At 66.3% G+C, this 23,429-nt stretch carries 23 protein-coding genes; 14 read left to right on the top strand and 9 right to left on the bottom strand.

All coding sequences use genetic code 11. The features are described 5' to 3' along the window. Nucleotides 1–17: 17 nt before the first annotated feature. The 3 genes from IBX18_RS35285 to IBX18_RS35275 all read right to left on the bottom strand — a co-directional run bounded on the left by IBX18_RS35285 (nt 18) and on the right by IBX18_RS35275 (nt 2,114). Nucleotides 18–965 carry a sensor histidine kinase gene (locus tag IBX18_RS35285; protein ID WP_194837793.1) on the bottom strand — a complete coding sequence of 316 codons (948 nt, stop codon included), beginning with the start codon at nt 963–965 and terminating at the stop codon, nt 18–20. After that, complete coding sequence (locus IBX18_RS35280) at nt 962–1,216, bottom strand: STAS domain-containing protein (RefSeq protein ID WP_167768960.1); 255 nt, start codon at nt 1,214–1,216, stop codon at nt 962–964. The genes IBX18_RS35285 and IBX18_RS35280 overlap by 4 nt, the downstream gene beginning before the upstream one ends. A gap of 253 nt (nt 1,217–1,469) precedes the next feature. After that, nucleotides 1,470–2,114, bottom strand: a complete 645-nt coding sequence (locus tag IBX18_RS35275) for a TetR/AcrR family transcriptional regulator (protein ID WP_194837792.1) — start codon at nt 2,112–2,114, stop codon at nt 1,470–1,472. A gap of 312 nt (nt 2,115–2,426) precedes the next feature. Here IBX18_RS35275 and IBX18_RS35270 point away from each other — a divergent pair, with 312 nt between their 5' ends. Beyond that, entirely contained in the window at nt 2,427–2,882 is a 456-nt protein-coding gene (locus tag IBX18_RS35270) for a hypothetical protein (protein ID WP_194837791.1), read from the top strand. 60 nt (nt 2,883–2,942) lie between these two features. Next, nucleotides 2,943–4,535, top strand: a complete 1,593-nt coding sequence (locus IBX18_RS35265) for a carboxylesterase/lipase family protein (protein WP_228542291.1) — start codon at nt 2,943–2,945, stop codon at nt 4,533–4,535. 19 nt (nt 4,536–4,554) lie between these two features. Here IBX18_RS35265 and IBX18_RS35260 read toward each other — a convergent pair whose 3' ends face one another. After that, nucleotides 4,555–5,025, bottom strand: coding sequence for a DUF4352 domain-containing protein (locus tag IBX18_RS35260; protein WP_194837790.1), 471 nt, complete (start codon nt 5,023–5,025; stop codon nt 4,555–4,557). Between the two features lie 40 nt (nt 5,026–5,065). After that, the gene (locus IBX18_RS35255; RefSeq protein WP_228542290.1) at nt 5,066–5,527 is read right to left on the bottom strand and encodes a transglycosylase SLT domain-containing protein; all 462 of its coding nucleotides are present in this window, start codon (nt 5,525–5,527) and stop codon (nt 5,066–5,068) included. Nucleotides 5,528–5,734: 207 nt separating this feature from the next. Here IBX18_RS35255 and IBX18_RS35250 point away from each other — a divergent pair, with 207 nt between their 5' ends. The 4 genes from IBX18_RS35250 to IBX18_RS35235 all read left to right on the top strand — a co-directional run bounded on the left by IBX18_RS35250 (nt 5,735) and on the right by IBX18_RS35235 (nt 9,348). After that, entirely contained in the window at nt 5,735–6,706 is a 972-nt protein-coding gene (locus IBX18_RS35250) for a G1 family glutamic endopeptidase (protein ID WP_194837789.1), read from the top strand. A gap of 177 nt (nt 6,707–6,883) precedes the next feature. Next, nucleotides 6,884–7,063: an RNA polymerase sigma factor region1.1 domain-containing protein gene (locus IBX18_RS35245; protein ID WP_159080163.1), complete on the top strand. Its 180-nt coding sequence runs from the start codon at nt 6,884–6,886 to the stop codon at nt 7,061–7,063. A 108-nt stretch (nt 7,064–7,171) separates the two neighbouring features. After that, nucleotides 7,172–8,461 carry a hypothetical protein gene (locus tag IBX18_RS35240; protein WP_194837788.1) on the top strand — a complete coding sequence of 430 codons (1,290 nt, stop codon included), beginning with the start codon at nt 7,172–7,174 and terminating at the stop codon, nt 8,459–8,461. 260 nt (nt 8,462–8,721) lie between these two features. Next, nucleotides 8,722–9,348 (top strand): TerD family protein, encoded by a 627-nt coding sequence (locus IBX18_RS35235; RefSeq protein WP_228542289.1) that lies wholly within the window; start codon nt 8,722–8,724, stop codon nt 9,346–9,348. Nucleotides 9,349–9,358: 10 nt separating this feature from the next. Here IBX18_RS35235 and IBX18_RS35230 read toward each other — a convergent pair whose 3' ends face one another. Together IBX18_RS35230 and IBX18_RS35225 are read right to left on the bottom strand one after the other, a co-directional pair. Next, on the bottom strand, nt 9,359–10,018 hold the full coding sequence (locus IBX18_RS35230; RefSeq protein ID WP_194837787.1) for a serine protease: 660 nt from the start codon (nt 10,016–10,018) through the stop codon (nt 9,359–9,361). A 168-nt stretch (nt 10,019–10,186) separates the two neighbouring features. Further along, nucleotides 10,187–12,220 carry a M3 family metallopeptidase gene (locus tag IBX18_RS35225; protein WP_194837786.1) on the bottom strand — a complete coding sequence of 678 codons (2,034 nt, stop codon included), beginning with the start codon at nt 12,218–12,220 and terminating at the stop codon, nt 10,187–10,189. A gap of 232 nt (nt 12,221–12,452) precedes the next feature. Here IBX18_RS35225 and IBX18_RS35220 point away from each other — a divergent pair, with 232 nt between their 5' ends. The 4 genes from IBX18_RS35220 to IBX18_RS35205 all read left to right on the top strand — a co-directional run bounded on the left by IBX18_RS35220 (nt 12,453) and on the right by IBX18_RS35205 (nt 18,494). Continuing rightward, the gene (locus tag IBX18_RS35220; RefSeq protein ID WP_306796549.1) at nt 12,453–14,498 is read left to right on the top strand and encodes a nitrate- and nitrite sensing domain-containing protein; all 2,046 of its coding nucleotides are present in this window, start codon (nt 12,453–12,455) and stop codon (nt 14,496–14,498) included. Nucleotides 14,499–14,664: 166 nt separating this feature from the next. Continuing rightward, nucleotides 14,665–15,078 (top strand): MmpS family transport accessory protein, encoded by a 414-nt coding sequence (locus tag IBX18_RS35215; protein ID WP_194837785.1) that lies wholly within the window; start codon nt 14,665–14,667, stop codon nt 15,076–15,078. A 38-nt stretch (nt 15,079–15,116) separates the two neighbouring features. Beyond that, nucleotides 15,117–17,954, top strand: a complete 2,838-nt coding sequence (locus tag IBX18_RS35210; protein ID WP_228542319.1) for an RND family transporter — start codon at nt 15,117–15,119, stop codon at nt 17,952–17,954. 36 nt (nt 17,955–17,990) lie between these two features. Then, the gene (locus IBX18_RS35205; protein WP_194837784.1) at nt 17,991–18,494 is read left to right on the top strand and encodes a metallophosphoesterase; all 504 of its coding nucleotides are present in this window, start codon (nt 17,991–17,993) and stop codon (nt 18,492–18,494) included. A 12-nt stretch (nt 18,495–18,506) separates the two neighbouring features. Here IBX18_RS35205 and IBX18_RS35200 read toward each other — a convergent pair whose 3' ends face one another. After that, a complete protein-coding gene (locus IBX18_RS35200) occupies nt 18,507–19,223 on the bottom strand; it encodes a spermidine synthase (protein WP_194837783.1) in 717 nt (238 codons plus the stop codon). A gap of 136 nt (nt 19,224–19,359) precedes the next feature. On the opposite strand from IBX18_RS35200, the gene IBX18_RS35195 reads away from it, so the two are divergent. From IBX18_RS35195 to IBX18_RS35180, 4 genes are all read left to right on the top strand, one after another. Beyond that, entirely contained in the window at nt 19,360–19,905 is a 546-nt protein-coding gene (locus IBX18_RS35195) for a hypothetical protein (RefSeq protein ID WP_194837782.1), read from the top strand. Between the two features lie 337 nt (nt 19,906–20,242). Next, nucleotides 20,243–20,725 carry a DUF4279 domain-containing protein gene (locus tag IBX18_RS35190; RefSeq protein WP_194837781.1) on the top strand — a complete coding sequence of 161 codons (483 nt, stop codon included), beginning with the start codon at nt 20,243–20,245 and terminating at the stop codon, nt 20,723–20,725. Nucleotides 20,726–20,765: 40 nt separating this feature from the next. After that, nucleotides 20,766–21,044, top strand: coding sequence for a hypothetical protein (locus IBX18_RS35185; protein WP_194837944.1), 279 nt, complete (start codon nt 20,766–20,768; stop codon nt 21,042–21,044). Between the two features lie 106 nt (nt 21,045–21,150). After that, nucleotides 21,151–22,170, top strand: coding sequence for a hypothetical protein (locus IBX18_RS35180; protein WP_228542288.1), 1,020 nt, complete (start codon nt 21,151–21,153; stop codon nt 22,168–22,170). On the opposite strand, the gene IBX18_RS35175 is transcribed toward IBX18_RS35180, so the two are convergent. Beyond that, entirely contained in the window at nt 22,157–23,398 is a 1,242-nt protein-coding gene (locus IBX18_RS35175) for an FAD-dependent monooxygenase (protein WP_194837779.1), read from the bottom strand. The two genes, IBX18_RS35180 and IBX18_RS35175, sit on opposite strands and share 14 nt — an antisense overlap. Nucleotides 23,399–23,429 lie beyond the last annotated feature (31 nt).

Genomic DNA, 23,429 nt, shown 5'->3' with positions numbered 1-23,429 from the left:
GCCTTTTCGCGGGCCGCTCAGGCCAGTCGGAGATCCATCTGGATGGTGGTGCCGTGCACGCCGGTGTGGATGCGGACCAGGTCGGTGAGGTGGTTGACCAGCAGCAGGCCGCGGCCACCGAATTGGAACGGTGCCGGTGGCAGGCGGCCGGCGAGGGGATTGGTGATGTGGCCCGCGTCGCGGACTTGAGCGCGGAGCTGCCTGCCTTCGATCCAGAGCGCGAGCGTGCCGCTGCCGCCGCCGTGCACCACCGAGTTGGTGATGGTCTCGGCGATCACCAACTCCAGGTCGATGATCCGGTCGTCGTCCATGCCGAGGCCGCGCGCGTAGGCGCCTGCCCGGTGCCGGGTCTCGGCGAGCGTCGCGGCGTCGAAGGCGAGCACGCTGGCGATAGCGGGCGGCGGGGACAACGGCTTGTTGTACGAGGCGACGATGCGGTCGGGATCGTAGGCGTTGCTGGCGCGTTCGCCGTCGCCGTCGATCAGGGTCGGGTGCGTCGCGTGCGCGTCGACCAGCACGGCCGGGTCCAGGCGTTCGGTGTCGTAGGGGCACAGAATGGTGACCTCGCGCCCGGTGAACGCGGCGTTGATCAGCGCTTCGTGCTGGACACACGCCGGATACTCGGTCGCCGAGCGCCCGGCCCAGATGGGTTCGCCGATGATCCGCACGCGGCCGGTCGGGAAGGTGTCGGCGAAGGCGCGCAGCACGCCCGGAATGATCCGGCCCGGGTTGCGGCCTTCGACGGTCATGTCCATCAGCCGCACGGCCTCGGCATCGGCGCCGAGTTCGGCGCGGATCAGCTCCAGGTTCGGCCCCGGCACCGAGACCGCGACCGGTTCGTTGTTGGCCAGCCCCTCGCGGATGAAGCCCACGGTGCCCGCCAGGTACTCCTCGGTGTCGCTGTAGAACAGCGCCGGGTGCACGAAGGGGTCTGCCGTGGGTAGCGGGTCGGTGGTGATGGTCATGCGCGGTCTACCTCAATTGTGGGAAGCGACGGCCAGAACAGCTCGAGGATGCGGACGAGCGTCACAGGCGGGTTGTGCAGCACGACCCGGCGTCCCTCGGCCGACTGATTCGTGGCTTCCACCAGTATCAGGGTGCCATGGGTATCGATGAAGGTGAGCTCGGACAATTCCAGGTGGATATCGGGTGCAGCAGGTAGCTCGGCGAGCGCGCTCTGCCACTCGTCATGCGTCGTGAGGTCCACCTGACCCACGCAGCGTAGACCAGGTGGCTTGCTGGTCGAAAACGTCCGCAACCTGGTTGTATCCGGCGAGATAGCGGGACCTCGTTCGGCGGGTCTCGCTGGTTCGGCCTGCACCGTCGTACCACCCCTTCTGCCTATCCACGGCAGGGAAACTTATGCATAAACTTACGCCTCGTTGCGCGGCGACCATCAGGTGGTCGGTCATGTCGGCCGTACTGTTCGACGGCGACCGGCGCGCGGACGATCGGTCGCAAAGTTCCGGTCAGGCTGCGGGAAGAATCGACGGGTCGGTGCAGTACGCCCGCAGTCGCCACAGCATGGCGGCGCGTGACTGCGCGAACGCGGCGTCGCGCTCCAGCAGTCGCGAACGGGTGATCGCGGCGTAGCCGAGCGCGTCGAGCTCGAAAGCGAGCACGCCGGGGTCGGTGTCCTTCCGCAACTGGCCTGCGTCGAGTGCGGTGCGAATGATGTTGTGTACGAATGCATCCCATTCACGAGCGAGATCGACGATCCGGTCGCGCACCGGTCCCGGCCGGTCATCGAACTCGTGCTGGACGGCCACGAAGAAGCAGCCGCCGGGCAGCACCCGGCCGGTATAGAACGCCAATCGCGCCTCGTGCAGCGCCCACAATTGACGCACGCCGGCCGGGGCTTGCAGAGCGGGCTGCACCACCCGCTCCGCCCATTGCAGTCGCGCGCGCTCGATGGCCGCCAGCTGCAGCTCTTCCTTGTCGCGCCAGAGCGAGAACAGTCCGGACTTGCTCACGCCGGCCTCGGCGGCCACCTGACCCATGCTCAGTGCGCCGAGTCCCTCGACGGAGGCGAGCGAGACAACCGCGTCCAGGACGGCCGTTCTGGATCGGTCGCCGCGCGCTCGGCGCCCGTCGGCCGGGGGCCTGTTCGTCATGTCGATATCCTATCCAATAAGTCCGACCGATCGGTCGCAATAATGGAGATTTGCCGTGTTTCGGGTGCGGCGCCGATGAGTGTTCGGTGGGCTGCCGCCCGGGGAACCTTGCGGAAGCGTACGTCCAACGATCGACGGTGAAATGGGGGATTCCCCTGAGGCGTAAACAGTTTCGTTTCGGATATCTTCGCTTCATCGGAGTCGCAGACCGAAAAATGCTGCACTGCAATGCTTTAGACGGCCCACCGCGCCAGGAAAAACTTCCGGTGGGAAGGGTCTGTCTCGAATCCGAACGCGATGTATGCGTTCCAGGTGAATCAGAGGTCGATGGTGTCGAAGAAGAGTGTGCGTTCCGGTGGGGCCCGACGGGTGATGGTGCGGAGCGTGGTCGCCGCAACCTTGGTATTGGCACCGGCTGCGGTCCTCGTCCCGGTGGCCTCCGCCATCCCATGCCACGCGCCGACCGATGTCGGCTGCACCAACCCCAACGGAACCCTCAATACGGGTCCGCACCACCGTCCCGGTGGCTTCGACGATCGCAACGGTTTCGACGATCGCTACGGGGTGGACGGTTACGACGTCTTCGGTTACGACAGGTTCGGCTACAACCGCTTCGGTTACAACCGGTCCGGTTATGACAGGTCCGGTTACGATCGGGAGGGGTACACGCCACAGGGGTGTGCCCGCAACGGCGTGGACCGTGCGAACGCCGACTCCGCCGCATGTGAACGGTGGCGGTCGCGTCCGGCCACCGGCAGCGCTTCCTAACGGGTTGCGATAGGGCGCACTACGGTTCAGCCGACCGTCACTCGACAGAGAGGCTCCGCGATGCACCCCTACTGGTCCGACAAGCTCCGGTGGCGGGCACGGCGGATGGCCGTGACGATCGCCGTCCTCTCCGTGGTGTGCGGGGTGGTAGTCGGGTGCAACGACTCGAACGAGGCGCAGCCGACCGACGCGGCGGTCGTGCGGACCCAGTCCGGGCCGGTGCGCGGGTCGGTGACCGCGGACGTGCGCTCGTTCTCCGGAATACCTTATGCGGCACCACCGACAGGTGAACTGCGGTGGAAACCACCTGCTGCACCGGCCATCTGGTCGCAGGAGCGGGACGCCACCGCACCCGGCGCGCAGTGTCTTCAGCGGGAAGGCCCAGGGCCGCTCTCGGGCAGCGAGGACTGCCTGTTCCTGAACGTGTCGACGCCGAGCGGCGCATCCGAGCGCCCGCGGCCGGTGATGGTGTGGTTCCACGGCGGGGCCTTCCTCGTCGGCAGCGGCGACTGGTACGACCCGTCGCGGCTGGTGCGGACCGGCGACATGGTCGTGGTCACGGTCAACTACCGCCTGGGTGCGCTCGGCTTTCTCGGGCATCCCTCGGTGGCGCACGAGGACGGGCAGGTCGGCAATTTCGGCCTGATGGATCAGCAGGCGGCGCTGCGCTGGGTGCGCGACAATATCGCCGCCTTCGGTGGCGATCCGGCCAAGGTGACCATCGCCGGTGAGTCGGCGGGTGCGATGTCGGTGTGTGATCACCTGGTGTCGCCCGCCTCGGACCGGTTGTTCCAGGGCGCGATCCTGCAGAGCGGCCCGTGCGAATTGCAGGCCGACCGGCCGACCGCGGTCGCCAAGAGCGAGCAATACGCGGCGACGCTCGGCTGCCCGGGCGCCGATGCCGCCACCGCGCAGTGCCTGCGCGCGCTGCCCGCGGACAAGGTCGCCGCGACGCCGTTGCAGTTCACCGGCGAGGGCGGGGAGGGGCTGCCCGGTCCGATCTTCGGTCAGCCCTTGCTGCCCGAAGACCCGCTGGCCGCTTTCCGTGCGGGCAAGGCTGCGAAGGTGCCGGTGCTCATCGGTGCGAACCATGACGAGTACACCTATTTCACCGCCCAGCAGACGATTACCGCCGAGCAATATCCCCAGCTGCTGACGGCGTTCGGCCCCCAGGCTGCGGCGGTGGCCGAGCGCTATCCGCTGACCGGTTACGACCAGCCGACGCTGGCCTGGTCCGCGGTGATGACCGACTACCTCTTCGTCTGCCCGATCGCGGGCATGGCGCAATCTCTGGTCCGCACCGGCCCGGTGTACGCCTATCAGTTCGCGGACCGCAATGCCGCGCCGCTGCCCGGCCTGCCCACCTCGCCACCCTTTCCGCTGGGCGCGTCACATGCCTTCGAACTGCCGTACCTGTTCGATCTGAAGGGGGCATCGCCGCCGGCCGGCCCTGCTCAGAAAGACTTGTCCGACAAGATGGTCCGTTATTGGTCCAGTTTCGTTCGGGCCGGCGATCCGAACAGTAAGGGTCTGCCGGACTGGCCCCGGCACACCGGTGACCAGACGCTGGTTCTCGAACCGGAGAAGTTCACCACCACCGACGTATCCCGAAACCACCACTGCGATCTGTGGTCCGGCATCCCCGCTCCGTAATTCACCCGCCCGCGGAGTTCTAACCGGGCAGCGGGATGGTAGTGACACAGGTGCTGTCGCGCAACAGTTTCGGGGACGTATCGACCGGGATGTCGTACCAGAGGTCCACTTCCACGCGATTCCCGGCACCGAGGGTGAGCTCGGTCGGTTGGCGCTTGATCGCCATCGCGTCGACGCTGGGCGGGTACGGACGATCGGCCGCGTCGCCGAGGTGGTAGTCGCTCGGCCGGGTGGTGCGGAAGGTGTTGTCCGTGTTGGTGATTGCCACCCGAACGCGGATGAACTGGCCCTTGGGCAGCCACTCGGCGTGCGTGCCGAAGATGTAGGCGATGCCGGGCTCGACGGTCATGGTGGTGACCGTCAGCTTTGTGCAGTCCTGCGGTGTGCGAACGTGTTCGGTGGTGGTGGTGGGCGGCGGTGGCGGCGCCGGGGCCGGCTCCGCGGCGCAGGCAGTGAGGGGCAGTAGCAAGAGGGGGAGGAGCCGACGCACGGATCAAGACTAGGTGCGCCGCGTCCCGTTGTGTCGCGGATCAGTACCAGTGGTGCGCTTGCCAGAATTCCCAGGCGCCGATGGGGCTGCCGTAGCGCTTGTTCATGTAGTCGTAGGTCCAGCGGATCTGGGTCACCGGGTTGAACGCCCAGTCGAGTCCGTGGGTGCCCATCTTGTGCGGCGGCAGGGCCTGGCCGAGGCCGTAGGCGCCGCTCTCCGGATTGACGGCAAAGACATTCCAGCCGCTTTCCCGGGTAATGATGTTGTCGAACGCCCAGAAATGATGCGGCGGCACCATTGTCATGGCCAGCGCCTTGACGCCGGCCCTGGGTAGCGAGAGCGAGGAACCCACCGGATGGGTTTTCCAACTGCTCGACGGTGTCGCGCAAATCGGTGGCGCATCGGGGGCCGCGCAGTCGGTGGCGACGGCGTTCGCCGGGGCGGCGCCGAGGAAAATGGCACAGACGGCTGCTGCGAAGGTAGGAATGAAGTACCGCATCATCGATTCGGTCCTTTCGTATCCACGGGTGAATCTCGAAGCCGGTAGTGCTAATTCAGCAAATCACTAGTAACCGGTGATGTGGTGCAGCTGCGCCGGAGTGTCCGCGAAATGAATACAATCGCGGGTTTCGGGTATAGAGATAATTTCTGCGGTCCGCAGGGTGCGCCATCGCAACTCGGCCATACTTTTCGGCTATCGTGGCCCTTCATGACGACTACCCCGGGTCGGACGCGAATTCGAAGCCGTCTCGCCGCGTCGGTGGTGGGGGCGATCGTGGTGGTGCTGGTTTCGCCGTCGTTGGTGCCCGCGCAGGCGGCACCCGAGCCGGCGCCCAAACCGGCACCGAAGTCGCCGCCCGGCGCGAAATCGGAGCAGACGCCGCCGCGCATCCGCGGTACGAACTGGGCCGGTTACGTCGTCACGGGCAGTTTCAAGAGCGTCAGCGCGGAATGGGTCGAACCCGAGGTCACCTGCTCCGACACGGGCGTGATCCAGCGCGTTGTGCCGTGGGTCGGGCTGAACGGGACGCAGGTCAACGGCAAGCAGGCCTTGCCGTTGATGCAGACCGGTTCCGAGGCCATTTGCGTCAGCCCGGCGGGCGCGCTCGCCTCGCTGCCGGGATTGGCGGTCGTCAATTTGGCCAGCGCCACCGTGGCCGATAATCCGGCGTGGTTCCGCAATGCGGTCAGGGCCGCGCAGAGTATGAACAGCCAGATCGGTCAGGCCGCCTCCGACGGGTGCGCGCTGCTGGGTACCGGTTCGGCCCAGGGCGCCGCGATGTGTGCCCAGCAGACGTATCGAATGGCGCTGTGGGAGGCCTATCCGGCGAACCCGGTGATCTATCCGGACGTGAGCTCGAACCCTGGCGACACAATGCGCGCCTCCGTCAGCTTCGACGGTAAGGCGTACACCATGACGCTGGCGAATGTGACGCAGAATTGGACGCGGACCACCGTCGCGGAGTCCGATGCTCCCGCGTTGAGCGCGGAAATCATCGTCGAAGGACAGTTGAACAGCGCGCTGCCGACGTTCAGTCCGATCACCTTCACCAATGTGCAGATCGACGGAAAACCGTTGACCGCATTCGAACCGGTGGGTTATTCGATCGGCGCCACGAATGGCGAGCTCGGTCCCGGGCCGATCAACGAGAGCGGCACCGGCTTCACCATCGCCAAATAGTTCGCTGCTCGTCTGCCGGCTCGGCGTCTGCTGCCGAGCGTGCGTCGCCGCGCAGCGGGCTGCGGCAGTCAAATATCAAGAGTCCAGCGATATCTCAGTCGTCACCCAGGTCGCGCTGATAGCCTTGGCCGTCCCTGGACGGACAGCCGTTCGGCCACCCGACACTGGAGACATTGCATGGCGAATCCCGGAATGAAAGAACTCATCGCGCTGGGGCACGAACAGAAGTACATCACCCACGCCGAGATCAATGAGTACGTCCCCGAGGCCGTCGGCGATCGTGATCAGTTCGTCGGCATCATCCAGATGCTGGACGCCAGGGGCATCCCGGTCTACGAATCCGATCCGGTGGAATAACGACCCGACCGATCCGAACGGCTCACAGGTTCGAATACGAACCGGCGGTGTGCGCACTCGACGCGTGCACGCCGGACATCGTTGTCGGTGAGACCGGAAGGATGAACTGTGGTCGTTCGAGCGCGCGGTGCACGGTCGATGGTGGGAGTTTCCGCATTGCTGGCGGGAATGGTGCTGGCGGTCGCCCCGGTGCGGGCGGAGGGGTTGCCCGCGGGCTGCGCCGGTGCGGTGACAGCAGGCAACGACACCATCACCTGTTCGGACAACCTCACGGCCGGTTCGGTGCTCGACGCGGGCGACGGTGACGACACCATCGTGATCGAGGGTGACGTACTCGAGGGCGCGGTGGTATCCGGCGGCGTGGGCAAGGACAAGATCTCCGCGCGCAATGTCGGCCGGTTCCTTTGTCCGGCAGCCGAACTCGGCGCCGACGATGTCAACGGCGGCATCCTCGATGGTGGTCCGGGCGACGACGAGATCACGGTCGGCGGGCAAGACCGGCCGGCGGCCTGCGATGCCGCAATGCAGAAAGGGCCCGGCGGCAATGTCGGGCGCCACGGTGCGGTCGTGGGTGGGTCGGGCAACGACGTGCTCCGAATCGGCAGTGTCGGTTATGTTTTCCAGGCCGAAGCGGCCAAGCCGGAGACGACCGCCGGTGCGCACGGCGGCCGAGTATCCGGCGACGACGGTGACGACACCATCACCATCGACACCGTCAGTCTCGGCGAGCGCCCGCCGAGCGGCACCGCGCCGGACGCGCCGGACGCCGTGTTCGGGGGAGCGGGCAAGGACACGATCTCGGTCCACCGCACCGTCGGCGCCGCCGATATCTACGGCGATGCCTACGCACCCATCCCGGATGCGGCCGGTGACACCATCACGGTGGACGAGATGACCGGCGGCTGGGTCCACGGCGGACCCGGCGACGACCTCCTCACCGGCGGTACTCTCGGCGGCACGGGCGCCGCACTCTGGGGCGACGACGGCAACGACACCATCAAGGCCGCCGACATGTACCTCGGCGCAAGCGTTTTCGGCGGTGACGGCAACGACGCGCTGTCGGCGACCTCGCTCAACAAGGACCCGAGCACCCGCGCCGCCACTTTGATCGGCGGCAACGGCGACGACAAGATCGACGTCGGCACGGTGGGCACCACCGACGCCGTCGTCCTCGGCGACGGCACCGACCCCATCGCGGGCGCCGATCCCAACAGCGGCACCGGCAAGGACACCATCACCGCAATCGCCAACAACGGCAGCATCTTCGGTGGCAACGACGACGACACCATCACCATCGACGTGAACAACAACCTCGTCGACGGCAGCGCGGGCACCAACACCTGCACCATCAAGGGGCAAGGGTCGCGAGGTTCGGTCACCGCCTGCGAGCAGAAGTAGTCTCGGGTTTCAGTCGGTAGCCATGGGGCGACAGTATTGCGCCGGACCGCCGCACCGGTCGAATTGCGAGCGTGGCGAATCTGCGCGATTGAATCCGTGGTTTGCGGGGTATGCGGCCGATGACGGGCTGTTTCCGGGTTCGGTCGGCAGAGATGCGGGCCGAACCCGGAGTGGCGGCGCACCCGGCAACGTCAACGGTGACGAGCTTCTCGGTGATGAGCAGGCACGGCGGGAGCGACCGGTGCAAGCCCTGAGCACAGTTGGAGATAGTTTGGCGTTGCGGTAGCTGGATACCGTGCTCGCCCCTGAGAAAGGGGACACGGTTGTCCTTCCCGTTGCAGAATCCCGATGGCACCTCACCGGAGCATGTTGCTGTTTCGCTGGGGTGGGATCCGTCGGATCAATCCCTGCTGGTCGATTTCGATGGCACGGTGTCCCCGGGCACCAGGTTCGACTTGAATTCGGCGGCTTTGGTTTTCGCGGGGGAGGTCCTGGTGGACACCGTGTACCACGAGCAACTGGTCTCGCGCGACGGTGCGATCGCGCACAGTGGGGACAGCCCGGCCGGGGACGGCGCGGGGGACAACGAGGTGATCACCGTCGAGCTTGCGCGGCTGGCGCCCGAGGTGACGTCGGTCATCTTCCTCGTAACCTCTTACTCGGGGCAGAGTTTCGCGCAGATCGAGAACGCATACTTCCGGCTGGTCGACACCACCTCGGGCCTCGAGATCACCCGCTACCTGCTCAGCGGCGGACAACACACGGGGCTGGCGATGGGCAAACTCGTTCGCACACCGCAGTGTTGGTACTTCCTCGGGATCGGCGAGGGGATCTACGCCCAGCACCTGGCCGAGGCGGTCCCGCAGATGGCGCGCTACCTGCCGTAGTGCGGGTGGGTCAGAGCGGCTGGTAGCCGGCGCCGACACCGCCCCGCGCGTTGAGGTCGTTCATGATGGCGCTGATGTTGGTGCCGACCTGCGGCCCGAGGCAGCCGACGCCGAGGTAGGCGTTCACCATGCCGACCAGCGTGGTGCCGACCACCACCGGCGCACCGGAATCGCCCTTCATCACACACATTTGGGTCCAGGTCTCGGTGCTGGTGGCGCGCACATCGCCCCACACGACACCGCAGCTCGTCCCACTGGTGCTGCCGCGCTTGCACACGACCGTCGGAAAGTGGGCGGGCGCACCGAGATCGGTGATGGTGGTGCCGCCGACCCCGCGCACCGGACGCACGCGCTGGGCATCGAATTCGATGACCGCGTAGTCCAACGTGCGGTCGGAGTAGGCGAACCGGCCTACCGCCGCCCCGTTGGGATCGCCTTCGACCACGACGACCGAGCCCGGCTCCCCGCAGTGCCCGGCGGTCAAACCGACGAGCCGATCGGCACTGTCCCTGCCGATGGTCGTCAACGTGCAACCGACCTTCGAGTCGACCAGGATGCCGGAGCCACCTCCGACGATCGGCGGGGTGTCGTCCGCTTGGGCCTGGGCGGAAGCGGTTCCGAGCAGCGCGGTTGCGGTGGCGGCGGCGAAGGCGAGTGCGGTTCGTGTCACGAGCAGAGCTCCTCTGGATCGGCTCCCCGGTGCGGTCCGGCCGGGTGTTCGCGACATTCCCGCCTCGATCGTTTCCAAACGGGCTATGTCGCAACCGAATTCGCGCAGCAAGCGGCGATCCTCCGGAGCGTACGCCACCGGCGTGCGCTGCCGTGCCGTTCTCGGGCCTCAGATCAGCCCGCGGCGGGCCAGCAGCGGCTCGATCTCGGGGGCACGCCCGCGGAAGGCTTCGAACGCCGCCAGCGGGTCCACCGACCCGCCCTTGACGAGCAGCTCGCGCCGGAAGGCCGCCCCCTTCTCCCGGATCGACGCGGCACCGTCGTCGAACCAGTCCACCGTGTCCGCGTCCAGCACCTCGCTCCAGATATAGGAGTAGTACCCGGCGGCGTATCCGCCCGCGAAGATGTGCGCGAAGTAACCCGTCCGGTACCGCGGCGGGATCGCCTCGATGGCCAGTCCGGCCTTGCGCAGCGCCTGCGCCTCGAACGCCTCCGCATCGGCCCCGGCCAGTTGCTCGGCGCCGGGCACCCGATGCCAGGCCCAATCCAACAGCGTCGCACCGAGATACTCGACGGTCCGGAAGCCCTCGCCGAACCGCTGCGCCGCGGTCATCCGCTCGACCAGCTCGGCGGGCATCGGCTCGCCGGTCTCGATGTGGCGGGCATAGTTGGCCAGCATTTCGGGCCGGACCATCCACATCTCGTTCACCTGCGACGGGAACTCCACGAAGTCGCGTGGCACCTCGGTGCCTGCGAAGAACGGGTAGCGCACATCCGAGAACAATCCGTGCAGCGCGTGCCCGAACTCGTGGAAGAGCGTCCGGACGTTGTCCCAGGTGAGCAGCGCCGGCTCACCGGCCGGTGGCTTCACGATATTGAGGTTGTTCACCACTACCGGTTGCGTTTCCAGCAGCCGGGATTGGCTGACCAGCTCGTTCATCCAGGCCCCGCCGTATTTGGACGGCCGCGCGAAGAAATCGCCGAGGAACAGCCCCAGTGCGCTGCCGTCCGCGTCGAACACCTCGAAAACCCGGACTTCCGGGTGGTAACCGACCAGATCCGGGCGCTCGCGCAGGGTGATTCCGTAGACCTGCTCGGCGGCGAAGAACACCCCGTCGCGCAGCACCCGCTCGAGTTCGAAGTAGGGGCGCAAGGCCTCGGCGTCGAGCGAGAACCGCTCGGCCCGCACCCGCTGCGACCAGAACTGCCAATCCCACGAGCGCAGTTCGTCGTCGGTGCCGTCCGCGCGCATCGCCGCCGCCAACTCGGTCGCCTCGCGCTCGGCGTTGGCCACCGCAGGCGGGACCAGCCGGCCGAGCATCTTCTCGACGGCCTCCGGGGTGCCCGCGGTCTGGTCGGCTACCGCGTACGCGGCGTGGTCCGGGTAGCCGAGCAGCGCGGCGCGTTCGGCGCGCAGGGCGGCGATCCGGACGGCGAGTTCGCCGTTCTCGGGCAATCCTCGTTCCAGCGAGGCCGCCATCACTCTGCGCCGCAGATCCCGGTCCGCGAGTTCGGCGAGGACGGGCTGATTGGAGATGTTCTGCAGGCTCAGCGCCCACGCGCCCTCGTGGCCCGCCGAGCGGGCGTTCTCGGCCGCGGCGGTCACCTCGGCGGGGCTGAGCCCGGCCAGTTCCTCGACGTTCGTCACGAGCACCGTCGCGGCGTTCCTGGCCGTCACGTTGTTCTGCCCGAACTCCGTTGTCGCTGTCGCGATTTCGGTGTTGAGCTCACGTAACCGCGCCTGGCCCGCATCGTCCAGTCCGGCGCCTGCCCGGACGAACCGCAGGTGATACTGCTCCACCAACCGCAGTTCCTCGGCGTCGAGGTCCAGGTCGGCGCGGCGTCGGTAGAGCGATTCGATCCTGGCGAACAGGTCGGCATTCAAGTGGATGGCGTCGCGGTGCGCGGCCAGCCGCGGCGACAGCTCCGCCTCGATCGCCTCGGTCCCCGGGGTGAAGTCCGACGACGCGATGTTGAAGAAGACGTTCGATACCCGGGTGAGCAGCGCGCCCGAGCGTTCGAGGGCCACAACGGTATTGCCGAAGGTCGGCTCCTCGTCCGTGCCGGTGATCGCGGCGATCTCGGTGAGCTGCTCCGCCATGCCGCGCTCGAACGCGGGCACGTAGTGCTCCTCGCCGATCTCGGCGAACGGCGGCAACTGGTAGGGAAGCGTGCTGCGCTCGAAGAACGGGTTGCTCGTCATAAGGAAACCCTATGCCGGAACGGCCTCAGGTAGAACCTCACCGCGTCCGCCGGTCGGCTGTGCGGGAATCGACATGTCGAAAATGGTTGATTACCAGCGTGTTTAGAAATGTAACGGGTGCCTGATTTGTCCGTTCTTCGCGTTGACAGGCCGGTGGTGCGGATAGAGGCTGCACCTGACTTTCCGCGCTCACCCGGGAAGCGATCGCTTCGATAAATCGGAGGAGCTGGCTGTGCGTGCACGTCGACGATCGGAAAATGCCGCTGACCGAAGGGAAATCATCGCCGGGCCGGGTGGCGAACGTTCGGCTGCGCGCAGCCGAATTGTTCGACCGCGCACCATCAGTGGGCAATTGGGGCGAATTCTGATTGTTTCGCTGGTCTTGGTGTCGGTGTCGCTCGGGGTGATCGTGGTCCGGGAGGTCGGCTCCTATCGGCAGAGCGGAGCGACCGTCACCGCGGTGTCGCACGCACTGGCGGTGCAGGATCTGGTGCAGGAGATACAGCGGGAGCGTGGCCTGAGCAACGGGTTGCTGGGTGGCGATATCGGGCTGGAGCGGGCATTGGCCGATCAACGGGTGCGCACCGATCGGGCGATCGGCACACTCGACGCAGGAACCGCCGGTGGGGACCAATTACGCTCGGCTCTGGACAGATTCGCGACGCTCGCGACGACTCGTGCGCAGATCGATGGCCACCGGGTCAGCAGGCAGGCGGCTTTCCAGTTCTATACCGACGGCATCGCCGTGCTGAATCGTCTGACGCTCGGCCTCGACTCGGCGCGCGACGAGCAGATCCGGCACGGATTGCGAGCGCTGTACGCAGTGGGTGACGTGAAGGAGCAGACGGCCAAGGAGCGCGGTTTCCTCAATGGCGTCTTCACCGCCAACGAGTTCCGGCCGGACGAGTACGGGCAATTCCTGGAGATTCGCGCGGCCAAGACGGCAGGACTCGCCGCGTTCTCGCTGTACGCGACGGACCGCCAGCAGCGGCTGCTCGACGCCGTACTGAATGGTGAAACTGCCACTGACGCAGCGGAATCGGAGCAGACCGCCGTCGCGTCCTACACCGGACCGCTGGTGCGCTCGGTGGATCCGGGGTACTGGTGGGCGCAGATGACGGCGGTCATCGATGAGCAGCGCAGCGTGCAACAGGTGATCGGTGATGATGTGCGGCAGCGCGCGGCGGAGCTGCGTAAGCATGCCGCGCTGATCCTCGGCGGTGTCCTGCTCGCGGCGCTCATCGCGGTAATCGCCGAGGCGACATTGGTTTTCGTCAGTGTGCGGGCAATCGTGCGCCCACTGGCAAGGCTGGCCGCCGACGCGGACGATGTGGCCGATCGCCGACTGCCGCGCATCATTGCCGCCTGGCAGGCGGCCGACCGTTCCCAGCCGCTCCCGCCGGAGCCGGTGCGCGCCGCACCTGACGCGAGCACTGAAATCACTGCCCTGACAGCCGCATTGGATGGTGTGCAGAGCACCGCTTTCGCACTGGCCTCGGAGCAGGCCCTGGTTCGTCGCAACACCGAGGAATCCTTGGCGAATCTCGCGCGCCGCAATCAGAACCTGGTTCGCCGCCAGCTCGGCTTGATCAGCGAATTCGAGCGCACGGAACTCGATCCCAAGGGGCTGTCCAACCTGTTCGAGCTCGACCACCTGGCCACCCGGATGCGCCGCAACGCGGAGAATCTCCTGGTGCTCGTCGGTGAGGCGAGCCCACGGCGCTGGGCCGAGCCGATCGCGCTCAGCGACGTGATCCGCGCCGGACTGTCCGAGGTGGCCGACTATCACCCGGTGGTGGTGCATCGGCTCGATGAGGTCGCGATCGTCGGCGGGGTGGTCACCGGCCTGGCGCACATGCTCGCCGAACTGATCGAGAACGGGCTCGCCTTCTCGCCGCCGGATGTCGAAGTGGAGATCTACGGCCGGATGGTCGCGTCCGGGTATCTGCTGGCGGTCGTCGATCACGGTATCGGGATGCCGTCGGACAAGCTGGCGCAGGCGAACGCGCGGCTGCGCGGCGAGCAGGACTTCGTCGTCGCGCCGACGCGCTATGTCGGGCTGTACGTGGTCGGGCGGTTGGCGCGGCGGTTCGGTATCGAGGTCGAGCTCACCGCGTCGCCGATCAGTGGGATCGTCGCGCGGTTGCACTTGCCCGCGGAGATCATTGCGACTGATCGGGGGGAGCAGATCGTGGCCGCCGGGCCGCCGAACAGTGCTGTTGCCGCGCAGCGTGCGGGCGAGACCAGGGTGTACGACGGGTTGATCCTGCGGGGCTGAAAAGGCGCAGGAGTGCCGGTCTCGGCCGGGGTTCCCGATCAAAAGCGGTGGTCAATGCGCTAATCGAGCTATGCCATATGGCATATTGCCTACGTTGGATTTTATCTGTTACCGTCCGTCACGGAAATATACGGCCGAAGGGTTCGAACGGACAGCGGAGAACGTCATGAAGAGTGCCTGGGTATACGGCGTGGTATTCCTGGTTTTGGGTCTGACGGCCATATTCATCGCCCGGCTGCGCTTGAGCGAGATCCCGGACCTGGCGATCGGGCATTCGAGCGCGCCCCCGGTGCTGGGGCGACTCAGCGAGAAGGTCGTCGACTACGAGATCGACGGTCCGCGTGGCACACCGGTGCGGCTGTCGTATCTGGACGAGCACGGCAACGTCAACGACGTCTCCGCCGACCTACCGTGGCGGACCTCCTTGCGCACTCGCAAACTGACCCTGGCCACCGGCATCGTGGCGCAGTCGGAAGCCGACCAGGTCTCCTGCCGGATCGTCATCGACGGGCAAGCCCGGGACGCGCAGGTGGCGAACGGGCGGTTCGCCGCGGTCAACTGCACGGTGCCGGTCTCATGAGCGAGCGAATGATCCGTGTGCGCGAGGTGCTCGGCCGGATGCGCGGGGAGTTCTCGGTGCCGTTCGACCGGAAGCTTGCCCGGCGCGCGTCGGGGCGGCCGTTGCCTGCGCGGCTGCTGTACAAATTCTCGGTGCCGATCGTGGCGGTGTGGCTACTCCTCGCCGGTGGGCTCAATCTTCTTGTCCCGCAATTGGAGACGGTGGTCAACGGGCACGCCCGGTCCTTTCTGCCGGACGAGGCCTCCTCGGTGCAGGCGATCGTCAAGATGGGCAATTCGTTCGGTGGGGCGGGGACGAACAATTTCGTCTATGTGCTGCTGGAGGGGGACGCGCCGCTCGGCAATGACGCGCACCGGTACTACTCGGCGCTGCTCGACCGGCTGACGCAGGACAAGAAGCACGTCAACTCTGCGATGGACCTTTGGTCCAATCCGAATTTCTCCCCGGCGAGCGAGAGTTCCGACGGCAAAGCGTCCTACGTGCTGTTGAACCTGGCCGGGAATATGGGCACGGCGCTGGCCATGGAATCCACCCAGGCGGCCAGGGACATCATCGCCGACTATCCACCGCCGCCGGGCATCGAAGTGCACCTGACGGGTCCGTCCGCGGTCGTCAACGACGAACTCGTCTCCATCAACGACTCGATGCTGCTGCTCATCATGATGTGCGCCGGCTTGGTCGGCGCGGTGATGCTCTGCGTCTACCGGTCGCCGATCACGGTGGCGATGCCGCTGTTGACGGTCGGGATGGGTTTGGCGGTGGCCCGGCCGGTGGTGGCCTACCTCGGCGAGCAGCAGATCATCGGCGTATCCATCTTCGCCTCCGCGCTGCTCGCGGTGATCGTGCTCGGGGCGGGCACGAACTACGGCATCTTCCTGCTCGGTAGATATCAAGAGGCCCGGCGCGCGGGAGAAGACCCCGAAACGGCGTATTACACAGCGCTGCACGGGGTTCTGCACATCATCGTCGCCTCCGGTATCACCGTCGCGGGCGCGACCGCCTGCATGTCCTTCACCAGGCTCGCCATCTTCAGCACCTCCGGGTTGCCGTGCACCATCGCGGTGAGCGTCACCCTCGCTGCGGCCTTGACGCTGGGGCCCGCCCTGCTGGCGCTCGGCAGTCGGCTCGGTTTCCTCGAGCCGCGTCCGCAGTCGTCACAGCGGCGGTGGCGGCGGATCGCGACCTCGGTGGTTCGCTGGCCCGGGCCCGTTCTGGTGGCCAGCCTCGCCGTGCTGGTGCTCGCGATACTGGTGCTGCCGACGTTCGCACCGAGCTTCAACGAGCGCATCGCGCAACCGAGCGATTCGCCGGCGAATCTCGGGATCGCGGCGGCCGATCGACATCTGCCGCCGAACATCATGGCGCCCAGCATGTTTCTCGTCGAATCCGATCACGACCTGCGCAATCCCGGCGATCTGATCGCGCTCGCGAAGCTCACCAATGCGGTGCTGAAGGTGCCCGGAGTCAGTGCGGTGCAAGGGATTACCCGACCGTTGACCACTCCGTTGGAGGAAGGCACGCTGACCAACCAGGCGGGCTACATCGGCAACCGCTTCACCCAGCTGAAGGACATGCTCGCGCCGCGGCTCGATGATCTGACCGGTCTCGCCGGGCGTATCGACCAGTTGAACCTCACCATCAAAGGGGTGCAGGGCGCGCTCGATACCGGGGAACAGGGGTTCGCCCAGGTGAACGGCAATGCGGTCGCGTTGCAGTCGGCCGTCGCCGGTGTCGTCGAGAAGCTGAACTCCATTCGCGATACCGCCGGGCCCGCAAAGCAAATGGTGAGCTCGATCCCGAATTGCCAGGACGTCCGCGCCTGCCAGGCGGCGCTCACCGGGTTCTCCCTCTTCGACGATGTCGGACGGCTCGACAACACCGTCGACGGGCTCGTGAGCGGGGTTCGCACTGCCGCGCAAGCACTTCCGCAGCTCGATGCCCAGGTCGCCAGTTTGCGGGAGTTCATCGGCCAGGTGACCGGCGTGCTCGCGCCGCTACAGGGCACGCTGAATATCCTGCTCCCGCAGATCTCGGAGATCACCCAATTCCTGGACGAAGTCGGAAAGGGTTTCACCGCAGGCGATCCCAACGAGTTCTTCTTCCTGCCGAGCCAAGCGTTCGACAGCCCGCTCTTCAAAAGCGCACTGGCCTTCTTCTTCTCGGCGGACGGCAAGGTGACCCGGATGATCGTGACACCGCAGATGGAGGGCTTCAGCCGGGAAGCCATGGATCTCAGCGCCAAGATCATTCCGACGGCGCTGGAGGCGATGAAAGGCACGTCACTGGCCGGCAGCACGGTCAGCATCGGCGGGCCCGGCGGCACGCTGCTCAATATCGAGGCGTTCGTCCGGGAAGACTTCATCACCAGCGTGGTCGCCGCGTTCGCCTTCGTGTTCTGCGTGGTGTTGTTGTTGCTGCGCAGTCTCGTCGCGGCCATCGCGGTGATCGGCACGGTCGCGCTGTCCTACCTGTCCGCCTTGGGGCTGGCCGTGCTCATCTGGCAGCACATCATCGGTAATCCGCTGCACTGGTCGGTGGCGCCGGTGTCGTTCATCTTCTTGGTCGCCGTCGGGGCGGACTACAACATGCTGTTGGTCAGCCGATTCAAGGAAGAACTCTCGGCGGGGATCAATACCGGAATCATCCGGTCGATGGTCAATACCGGTGGGGTGGTCACCACCGCGGGGCTGGTCTTCGGCGTGACGATGTTCGCCATGCTCGTGAGCTACGCGCACAACATCGCGCAGATCGGCACCACCGTCGGCATCGGACTCTTCCTCGACACGCTGATCGTCCGCTCGTTCGTCGTGCCCGCCATCGCCGCGCTCACCGGCCGCTGGTTCTGGTGGCCGATCAATATCCTCCGGCTGCCTTGACCCGTACCGGCCGCCACCCGTGCTAGACCGGACGGCATGCGGTTGCTCATCATGTCCGACACGCACGTGCCCAAGCGGGCGCGCGATCTGCCCGAGCAGCTGTGGCGAGCGGTCGACGTGGCCGACGTCGTCGTGCACGCGGGTGACTGGGTCGAGGTGGGGTTGCTGGATCGGCTCGAGGCGCGCAGCAAACGGTTGATCGGCGTCTACGGCAACAACGACGGTCCGCTGCTGCGGGCGCGGCTGCCCGAGATCGCCCGGGCCGAACTGGCCGGGGTGCGGCTCGCGGTGGTGCACGAGACCGGGGCTGCCAAAGGTCGCGAGCAGCGGTGCGCGCGGGACTTCCCGGACACCGACGTGCTGGTGTTCGGGCACAGTCATATTCCGTGGGACACCGTCGCGGACAACGGTTTACGGCTGCTCAACCCCGGCTCGCCGACGGATCGGCGACGGCAGCCCGAGCATACGTACATGACCGCGACTGTTCATGCCGGACAACTGAGTCCGGTGGAATTGCACGTCATCCCGCGCGGACAATGAGGCGATTGCCCGTCAGGGTCGAGTGGCGAGATAGATCGTGTTGGTCGACCGGCCGCGCGTGAGCGGGTTGTCGAAGGCGACCACCTCGGACTCCACGTCGACGAACACGGAGTCGAGGACAGCCAGGAATTCGTCATCCGGAGCATCGTCGGACCACAGGGCAAACGTGCCGCCCGGGGCGATATGCGCGGACAGCGCCCGCAGCCCGTCCTGCGTGTAGAAGGGCGCGTGCGGATGGTGCAGCACATGACGTGGCGAGTGGTCGATGTCCAGCAGGATCGCATCGTAGGTCCGCCCAGGACGTTCAGGGTCGAACCCCGCCGTACTCGCCGCCGCCGCGAAAAAGTCGGCACGTACCAAGGTGATCCGATCGTCCGCCGCCAATCCAGCAGTGTCAGGCAACAAATCGCGGTTGTGCCAATCGACAACCGCAGCCGAGTACTCGATCACTGTAAGCGCCCGAACCCGCTTGTCCTCCAACGCTTCCTGCGCGGTATAACCCAACCCCAACCCACCAACAAGCACATCCAGCTCCACCCCCACAGTCCGCGCAAGCCCCAACCGAGCAAGTTCACGCTCCGCCACCGTGAACAAACTCGACATCAAATACTCATCCCCGAGCTTGACCTCGAACACATCCATGCGCGCCGTCGGATCGAACCGCCGCCGCAAACTGATCTCCCCCATCGCAGTCTGCTGCCAGCCCAGTTCCTCGAAGTGTGCGCTCATCGCAGTGACGATAGGCGCTGTGCCCCGCCCGCCGCGCGCACGGCGCGAAGGACCAGCCCACCTAGAATCCGCACGTGCGAAACTTTTTCGATCCAGTGGCCCTCGGCAGGCCGCGGCTGCGCGACCGAGCCGAGAGATGACTGCAGAGCTGCTCGTAATCGGGAAGCCAGGTTATGAGTACGCAGCGGAAAATCTCCGATATGGACTGTCGTTGTCCCGTGCCGCGGTTGCGCATCTCGCGGGAACACAGGCGTTGGCGATGGTGCCGCAGGGAGCGCCAGCAGGTAGCCTGCTGGACTTCAAGCATGGCGGGTTGGGGCGGGCAGTGGTTGGTGACTTGGCTGAATGGCTGGTCGATCGGTTCCCTGGTGCGCAACTCATCGTGGAGCTGCCGATGCGCAGGCCCGATGACCCGGAAGGCCCCTTCGGCGCATCCGAGACGATCGCCGAGGGGAACGACGTATTCGCGGTCTGCATGATTGGTGAATCCGCATCAGCAGTGGAAAGCACTCTGCTCGAGCATGATCCGACGTTCATGTACAACGCCTTCGTGCTGCGCGGCAACGCGATGGCCGGGGCCTGGCTCGAATCCGGTTCCGCCCGCCTCGCGCTGGTGATTACCGGAGCATATGACGGAGAAGGATTCGTGTTGCTTCCGATCGGACGTGGACAGGACGTATGAATAGCGAGCCCGGCTCGCGGACCTGCTTCGAGCGGTTGGGTGGAAGGCGAGTGGCTAGCAGCACCGTCGCCGACATTGCTACCCGGGGGACCTGCTGGTGGCGACCTTGCGTAGCCCGGACAACTACTGGGCTGAAAACCCTGGTATGGCAGCGAGACTCAGGTCTGTCATCGACCGACTTCGTCAGATCCGCGGCCTCGATCACCACTTCCCGCCCGAAGATCAGATATGGGCTCGGATCGACCATTTGCGCGAAACCGGTGTCAGGTAAAGACGTTTCGCTTACCGGCGCTGCGCCGAGGGGCATGGCTGGGCTGCCTGTGGTGGAATCTGCCTGGTGAAGGTTCGGCAGTACTGCTATTTCGCTCTCAAGAGCGAGGTCATGTCGGCGGTGGAGATCAGTGCGTGGCTGGGGATGGATGCGGATGCGGTCTTGGTGCAGGGGAGCAAGTCGGTGGAGCGGCGCCTTCCTCGCTGCCATTCGTGGAAGATCGTCGAACGCGACGCCGAATGCAATGCCGATGGTGTGGCTGATCAGATTCAGCGCTTGGTGGAGCGGTTGAGTCCGGTGCGCGACCGGTTGATCGAGCTGGCGGCGCTCGATGAGGTCAGCTCGGTGCTCCAGGTCGTTCGCTACTTCGATGATCCAGACGGTGTCAGCGGTGCGCCCGGCGGCTCGTCGGCTGATCAGGTGAGGCAATGGTCTCGGCCGTTCGGGTGGCACGTGCCGTTGCCGATTCTCGAGTTCCTGTCGGCGACTCGAACCGAACTCGACGTCGACGAGTACGACTTCAGTGATGGGGATGATCCCGATGTCTGACGCTCCCCGGGACAGCGCTGGGCCGTGTGACGATGCGGGGGTGTGGGCGGCGGAGATCGAGGACAATCTGAAATACCTACTGAATCAATGGGATCCGGTTGGTGTGGCTGATCTGGTGGACGACGAGTATGAATGTTTGATTGTTCCGTTGTTGACGAGGTTGGGGGCGGGGGCGGGGCGGGCTGAGGTCAGTGAGTTTCTGTGGACTGAGCTCGAGGGGCACTTCGGGTTGAATCCGTATCACCATCGGGAGCATTACGGGGTGGATGGGTTGGCCGACCGGCTTGTGGCATGGTGGGCAGCCGTCGCGACAGCGTGAACGCGGGGGAAGGGTGCGGCGGGATGTGTGCGAATCGCAAGTGGATGGCCATCGAACAGTCACTGCCGGTTCAGCGGGGCGGGCGGCATCCGCTGTACCGTCGGGCATGACCTCCGAAGTGATCGCTGCGGCGAATTACCCAGGCGGAACTGCTGTGGCCCGGCGGTCTGTGGCGGATCGGGTGCGGGCGTGGACGGTGCTGCTGTTGTCGGCGGTGCCGACGGCGGCATTGGTGACGGTGTTGCTGTACGGCCTCGGCCGTGCGGCGGGAGTCGAGCTGCCGGGTGCGCTGGCGGCGGCCTGGTTGCTGGGCTGTGCTGTGTGGTCCGCGGTGTGTGCCCGTGGCTCGGACCGCCGGTGGGTGGCGCGACTGGTCGGGCTACGACGGCCGACGTCCGACGAGCCGCGCAAGCTGGTTCCTGCTTTCGAGAACGTTGCCTATAAGGCCGGTGTGGCCGCCGCGTCCTACACACTGTGGGTGCGGGAGAAGGACCGGCGATTCGTGGTGCCGGGCCGGACGATCGCGGTGCCTGCTGAATCACTGCGCCTGCTCGAACCGCGTGAGTTGGAAGCTGTGCTCGCCCATCAGCTCGCGCAACGGGTGCAGGGGCGACTGACGTTCTGGCAGTTGGTGTTTCGCCACTACAATCTGCCCGTCATCTGGATCGAGCGCGCGTTGATGTCGGGTCTCGGGCTGGCAGCCGTCGGCGAGGCGATCGCGCGACGGTTGCCCGCGCGGAGCTCCCGGGTTTTCTCCGTCGGCTGGACCGTGTTCAGCAGGGTGCTCGTCGCCTGCCCGACGGTCGCGGCGACCACGGTGATCGTGGGCCTCGCGCCCGCCGTGCTGCTGCGACTGATGCCCGAGGTAGTGGCGCTGGTGCTGATACCGATCGCCGACCGCATCGAATATCGGACCGATCAGATCGTGGTCGATCTGGGATATGGGCCGGAACTCGGCGGTGTCCTGCAGCAGTCGCCCGCGCCGCATCCCACGCGGGCACCGCTGAGCCTACTGTCGGTTTCGCTGTGCTGCCCGAAAACCGCACCGAGCAAACGGATTCGGCGAATCCGCGACCGGCTCGACGAACTGGCGAGGCGGTGGAGCCCGCCGATCAACGCCGCCTAATCCTAGTGGCAGCAGCCAAAATCGGGCCGGCCGCAACAACGGCACCGCCGCCGAGCCGGGTATCGGTGGCCAGTATCCATCGAACCGTCTTCATTGCCATTGTCAGTACCTCGCTACCGCGCAATCGCATATCCGCTTCGAACCGACTGACCGCCACCGTGAGCGCGGTAGTACCCGCCGCGACCTCACCCAGATTCGCAACCAAACTCGCGGCATCACGGATGGCGGCACCAGCCCCCATCCCCGCGGTCGGCGGCGTCGCATGCACGGCGTCGCCGAGCGCGGTGATGACCCCGGCCGGCCAGGGCGCGAGGTCTCGTGCCCGAGTCGAGGCCGCGTTGAACCGAAACGCGGCCACACTGTCCGGATCGGCCCGGGCAATGACCTCGAGCGAACGTTCGCTCCAGCCGACTCCGCGGAACCAGGTCAGCAGCTCCTTCTGCAGCACCCCTCCGGGAGCGTCACGCATCGCGTCGGTAGCGGCAGACTCCGGAAACATGGCTCCCCAGATATAGGTTGGCCCCACCGTGACCGCCGCCCGTAGCTCAGGCGCGTCGAGCACCGCATTACCGGCCGGATCGAGATAGCCGATGTACAGCGCCGCACCCCGCGGACCGATGGCCAGCCCGGACCGCGGCCCGAGCCGCTCTCGCTGGACCGAGCTGAGATCACCGACGGAAGTCCGCCCGGAAAAACCGATGATCCCAGCGGGCGCGTTGGTAGGTCCACCGGCCAGATAGCGAGCCACCAGCGAGTGCGCACCATCCGCTCCCACCAGCAGATCACCTCGAACAGGTGACCCATCGGCGAACATCACCTGCGGTGCACCGTCCTCGGCCCGACCGACCGCGGTGACGGTCCGACCCAGCTGCAGATCGGCACCGACCGCCTCGGCCAGCAGGGTCCGCAACGTGATCCGGTCGACGTCCACACTGACGTCACCGCTGAGATCCCGCCCGTGCCCGAGCAAGCGCCCGCGCCGATCCCACAGCGCGTCCGGCTCCCGCAACCGCAGCGCCGACGCGGAGGCCAGCAACCGTTCGAAGATCTCCGGCGCGACGAGTTCGCGCAACGCCGACTGCGCCCGCCCATCGAGCGTGATGTGGTAACCGCCGGTCGCGGCCACGTCGGTGTCGCGGTCGAAAACCGCCACGTCGAACCCTTTCCGACGCAGACCGGCGGCCAGCGCCAGTCCTCCGATTCCACCCCCGACGACGATGATGCGCATCTTGTTTCGGCTCCTCTGGTCGATGTCGAAC

The organism is Nocardia sp. XZ_19_369 (genome assembly GCF_015355715.1).
Taxonomy (GTDB): Bacteria; Actinomycetota; Actinomycetes; order Mycobacteriales; family Mycobacteriaceae; genus Nocardia.
This window is presented reverse-complemented; position numbering and strand designations above follow the sequence as displayed.

Coding starts and splice junctions, on each gene's coding strand:
- IBX18_RS35285 (WP_194837793.1), bottom strand. CDS start 965: ATGACCATCACCACCGACCCGCTACCCACGGCAGACCCCTTCGTGCAC.
- IBX18_RS35275 (WP_194837792.1), bottom strand. CDS start 2,114: ATGACGAACAGGCCCCCGGCCGACGGGCGCCGAGCGCGCGGCGACCGA.
- IBX18_RS35265 (WP_228542291.1), top strand. CDS start 2,943: ATGCACCCCTACTGGTCCGACAAGCTCCGGTGGCGGGCACGGCGGATG.
- IBX18_RS35255 (WP_228542290.1), bottom strand. CDS start 5,527: ATGATGCGGTACTTCATTCCTACCTTCGCAGCAGCCGTCTGTGCCATT.
- IBX18_RS35250 (WP_194837789.1), top strand. CDS start 5,735: ATGACGACTACCCCGGGTCGGACGCGAATTCGAAGCCGTCTCGCCGCG.
- IBX18_RS35245 (WP_159080163.1), top strand. CDS start 6,884: ATGGCGAATCCCGGAATGAAAGAACTCATCGCGCTGGGGCACGAACAG.
- IBX18_RS35225 (WP_194837786.1), bottom strand. CDS start 12,220: ATGACGAGCAACCCGTTCTTCGAGCGCAGCACGCTTCCCTACCAGTTG.
- IBX18_RS35215 (WP_194837785.1), top strand. CDS start 14,665: ATGAAGAGTGCCTGGGTATACGGCGTGGTATTCCTGGTTTTGGGTCTG.
- IBX18_RS35210 (WP_228542319.1), top strand. CDS start 15,117: ATGCGCGGGGAGTTCTCGGTGCCGTTCGACCGGAAGCTTGCCCGGCGC.
- IBX18_RS35205 (WP_194837784.1), top strand. CDS start 17,991: ATGCGGTTGCTCATCATGTCCGACACGCACGTGCCCAAGCGGGCGCGC.
- IBX18_RS35200 (WP_194837783.1), bottom strand. CDS start 19,223: ATGAGCGCACACTTCGAGGAACTGGGCTGGCAGCAGACTGCGATGGGG.
- IBX18_RS35195 (WP_194837782.1), top strand. CDS start 19,360: ATGACTGCAGAGCTGCTCGTAATCGGGAAGCCAGGTTATGAGTACGCA.
- IBX18_RS35180 (WP_228542288.1), top strand. CDS start 21,151: ATGACCTCCGAAGTGATCGCTGCGGCGAATTACCCAGGCGGAACTGCT.
- IBX18_RS35175 (WP_194837779.1), bottom strand. CDS start 23,398: ATGCGCATCATCGTCGTCGGGGGTGGAATCGGAGGACTGGCGCTGGCC.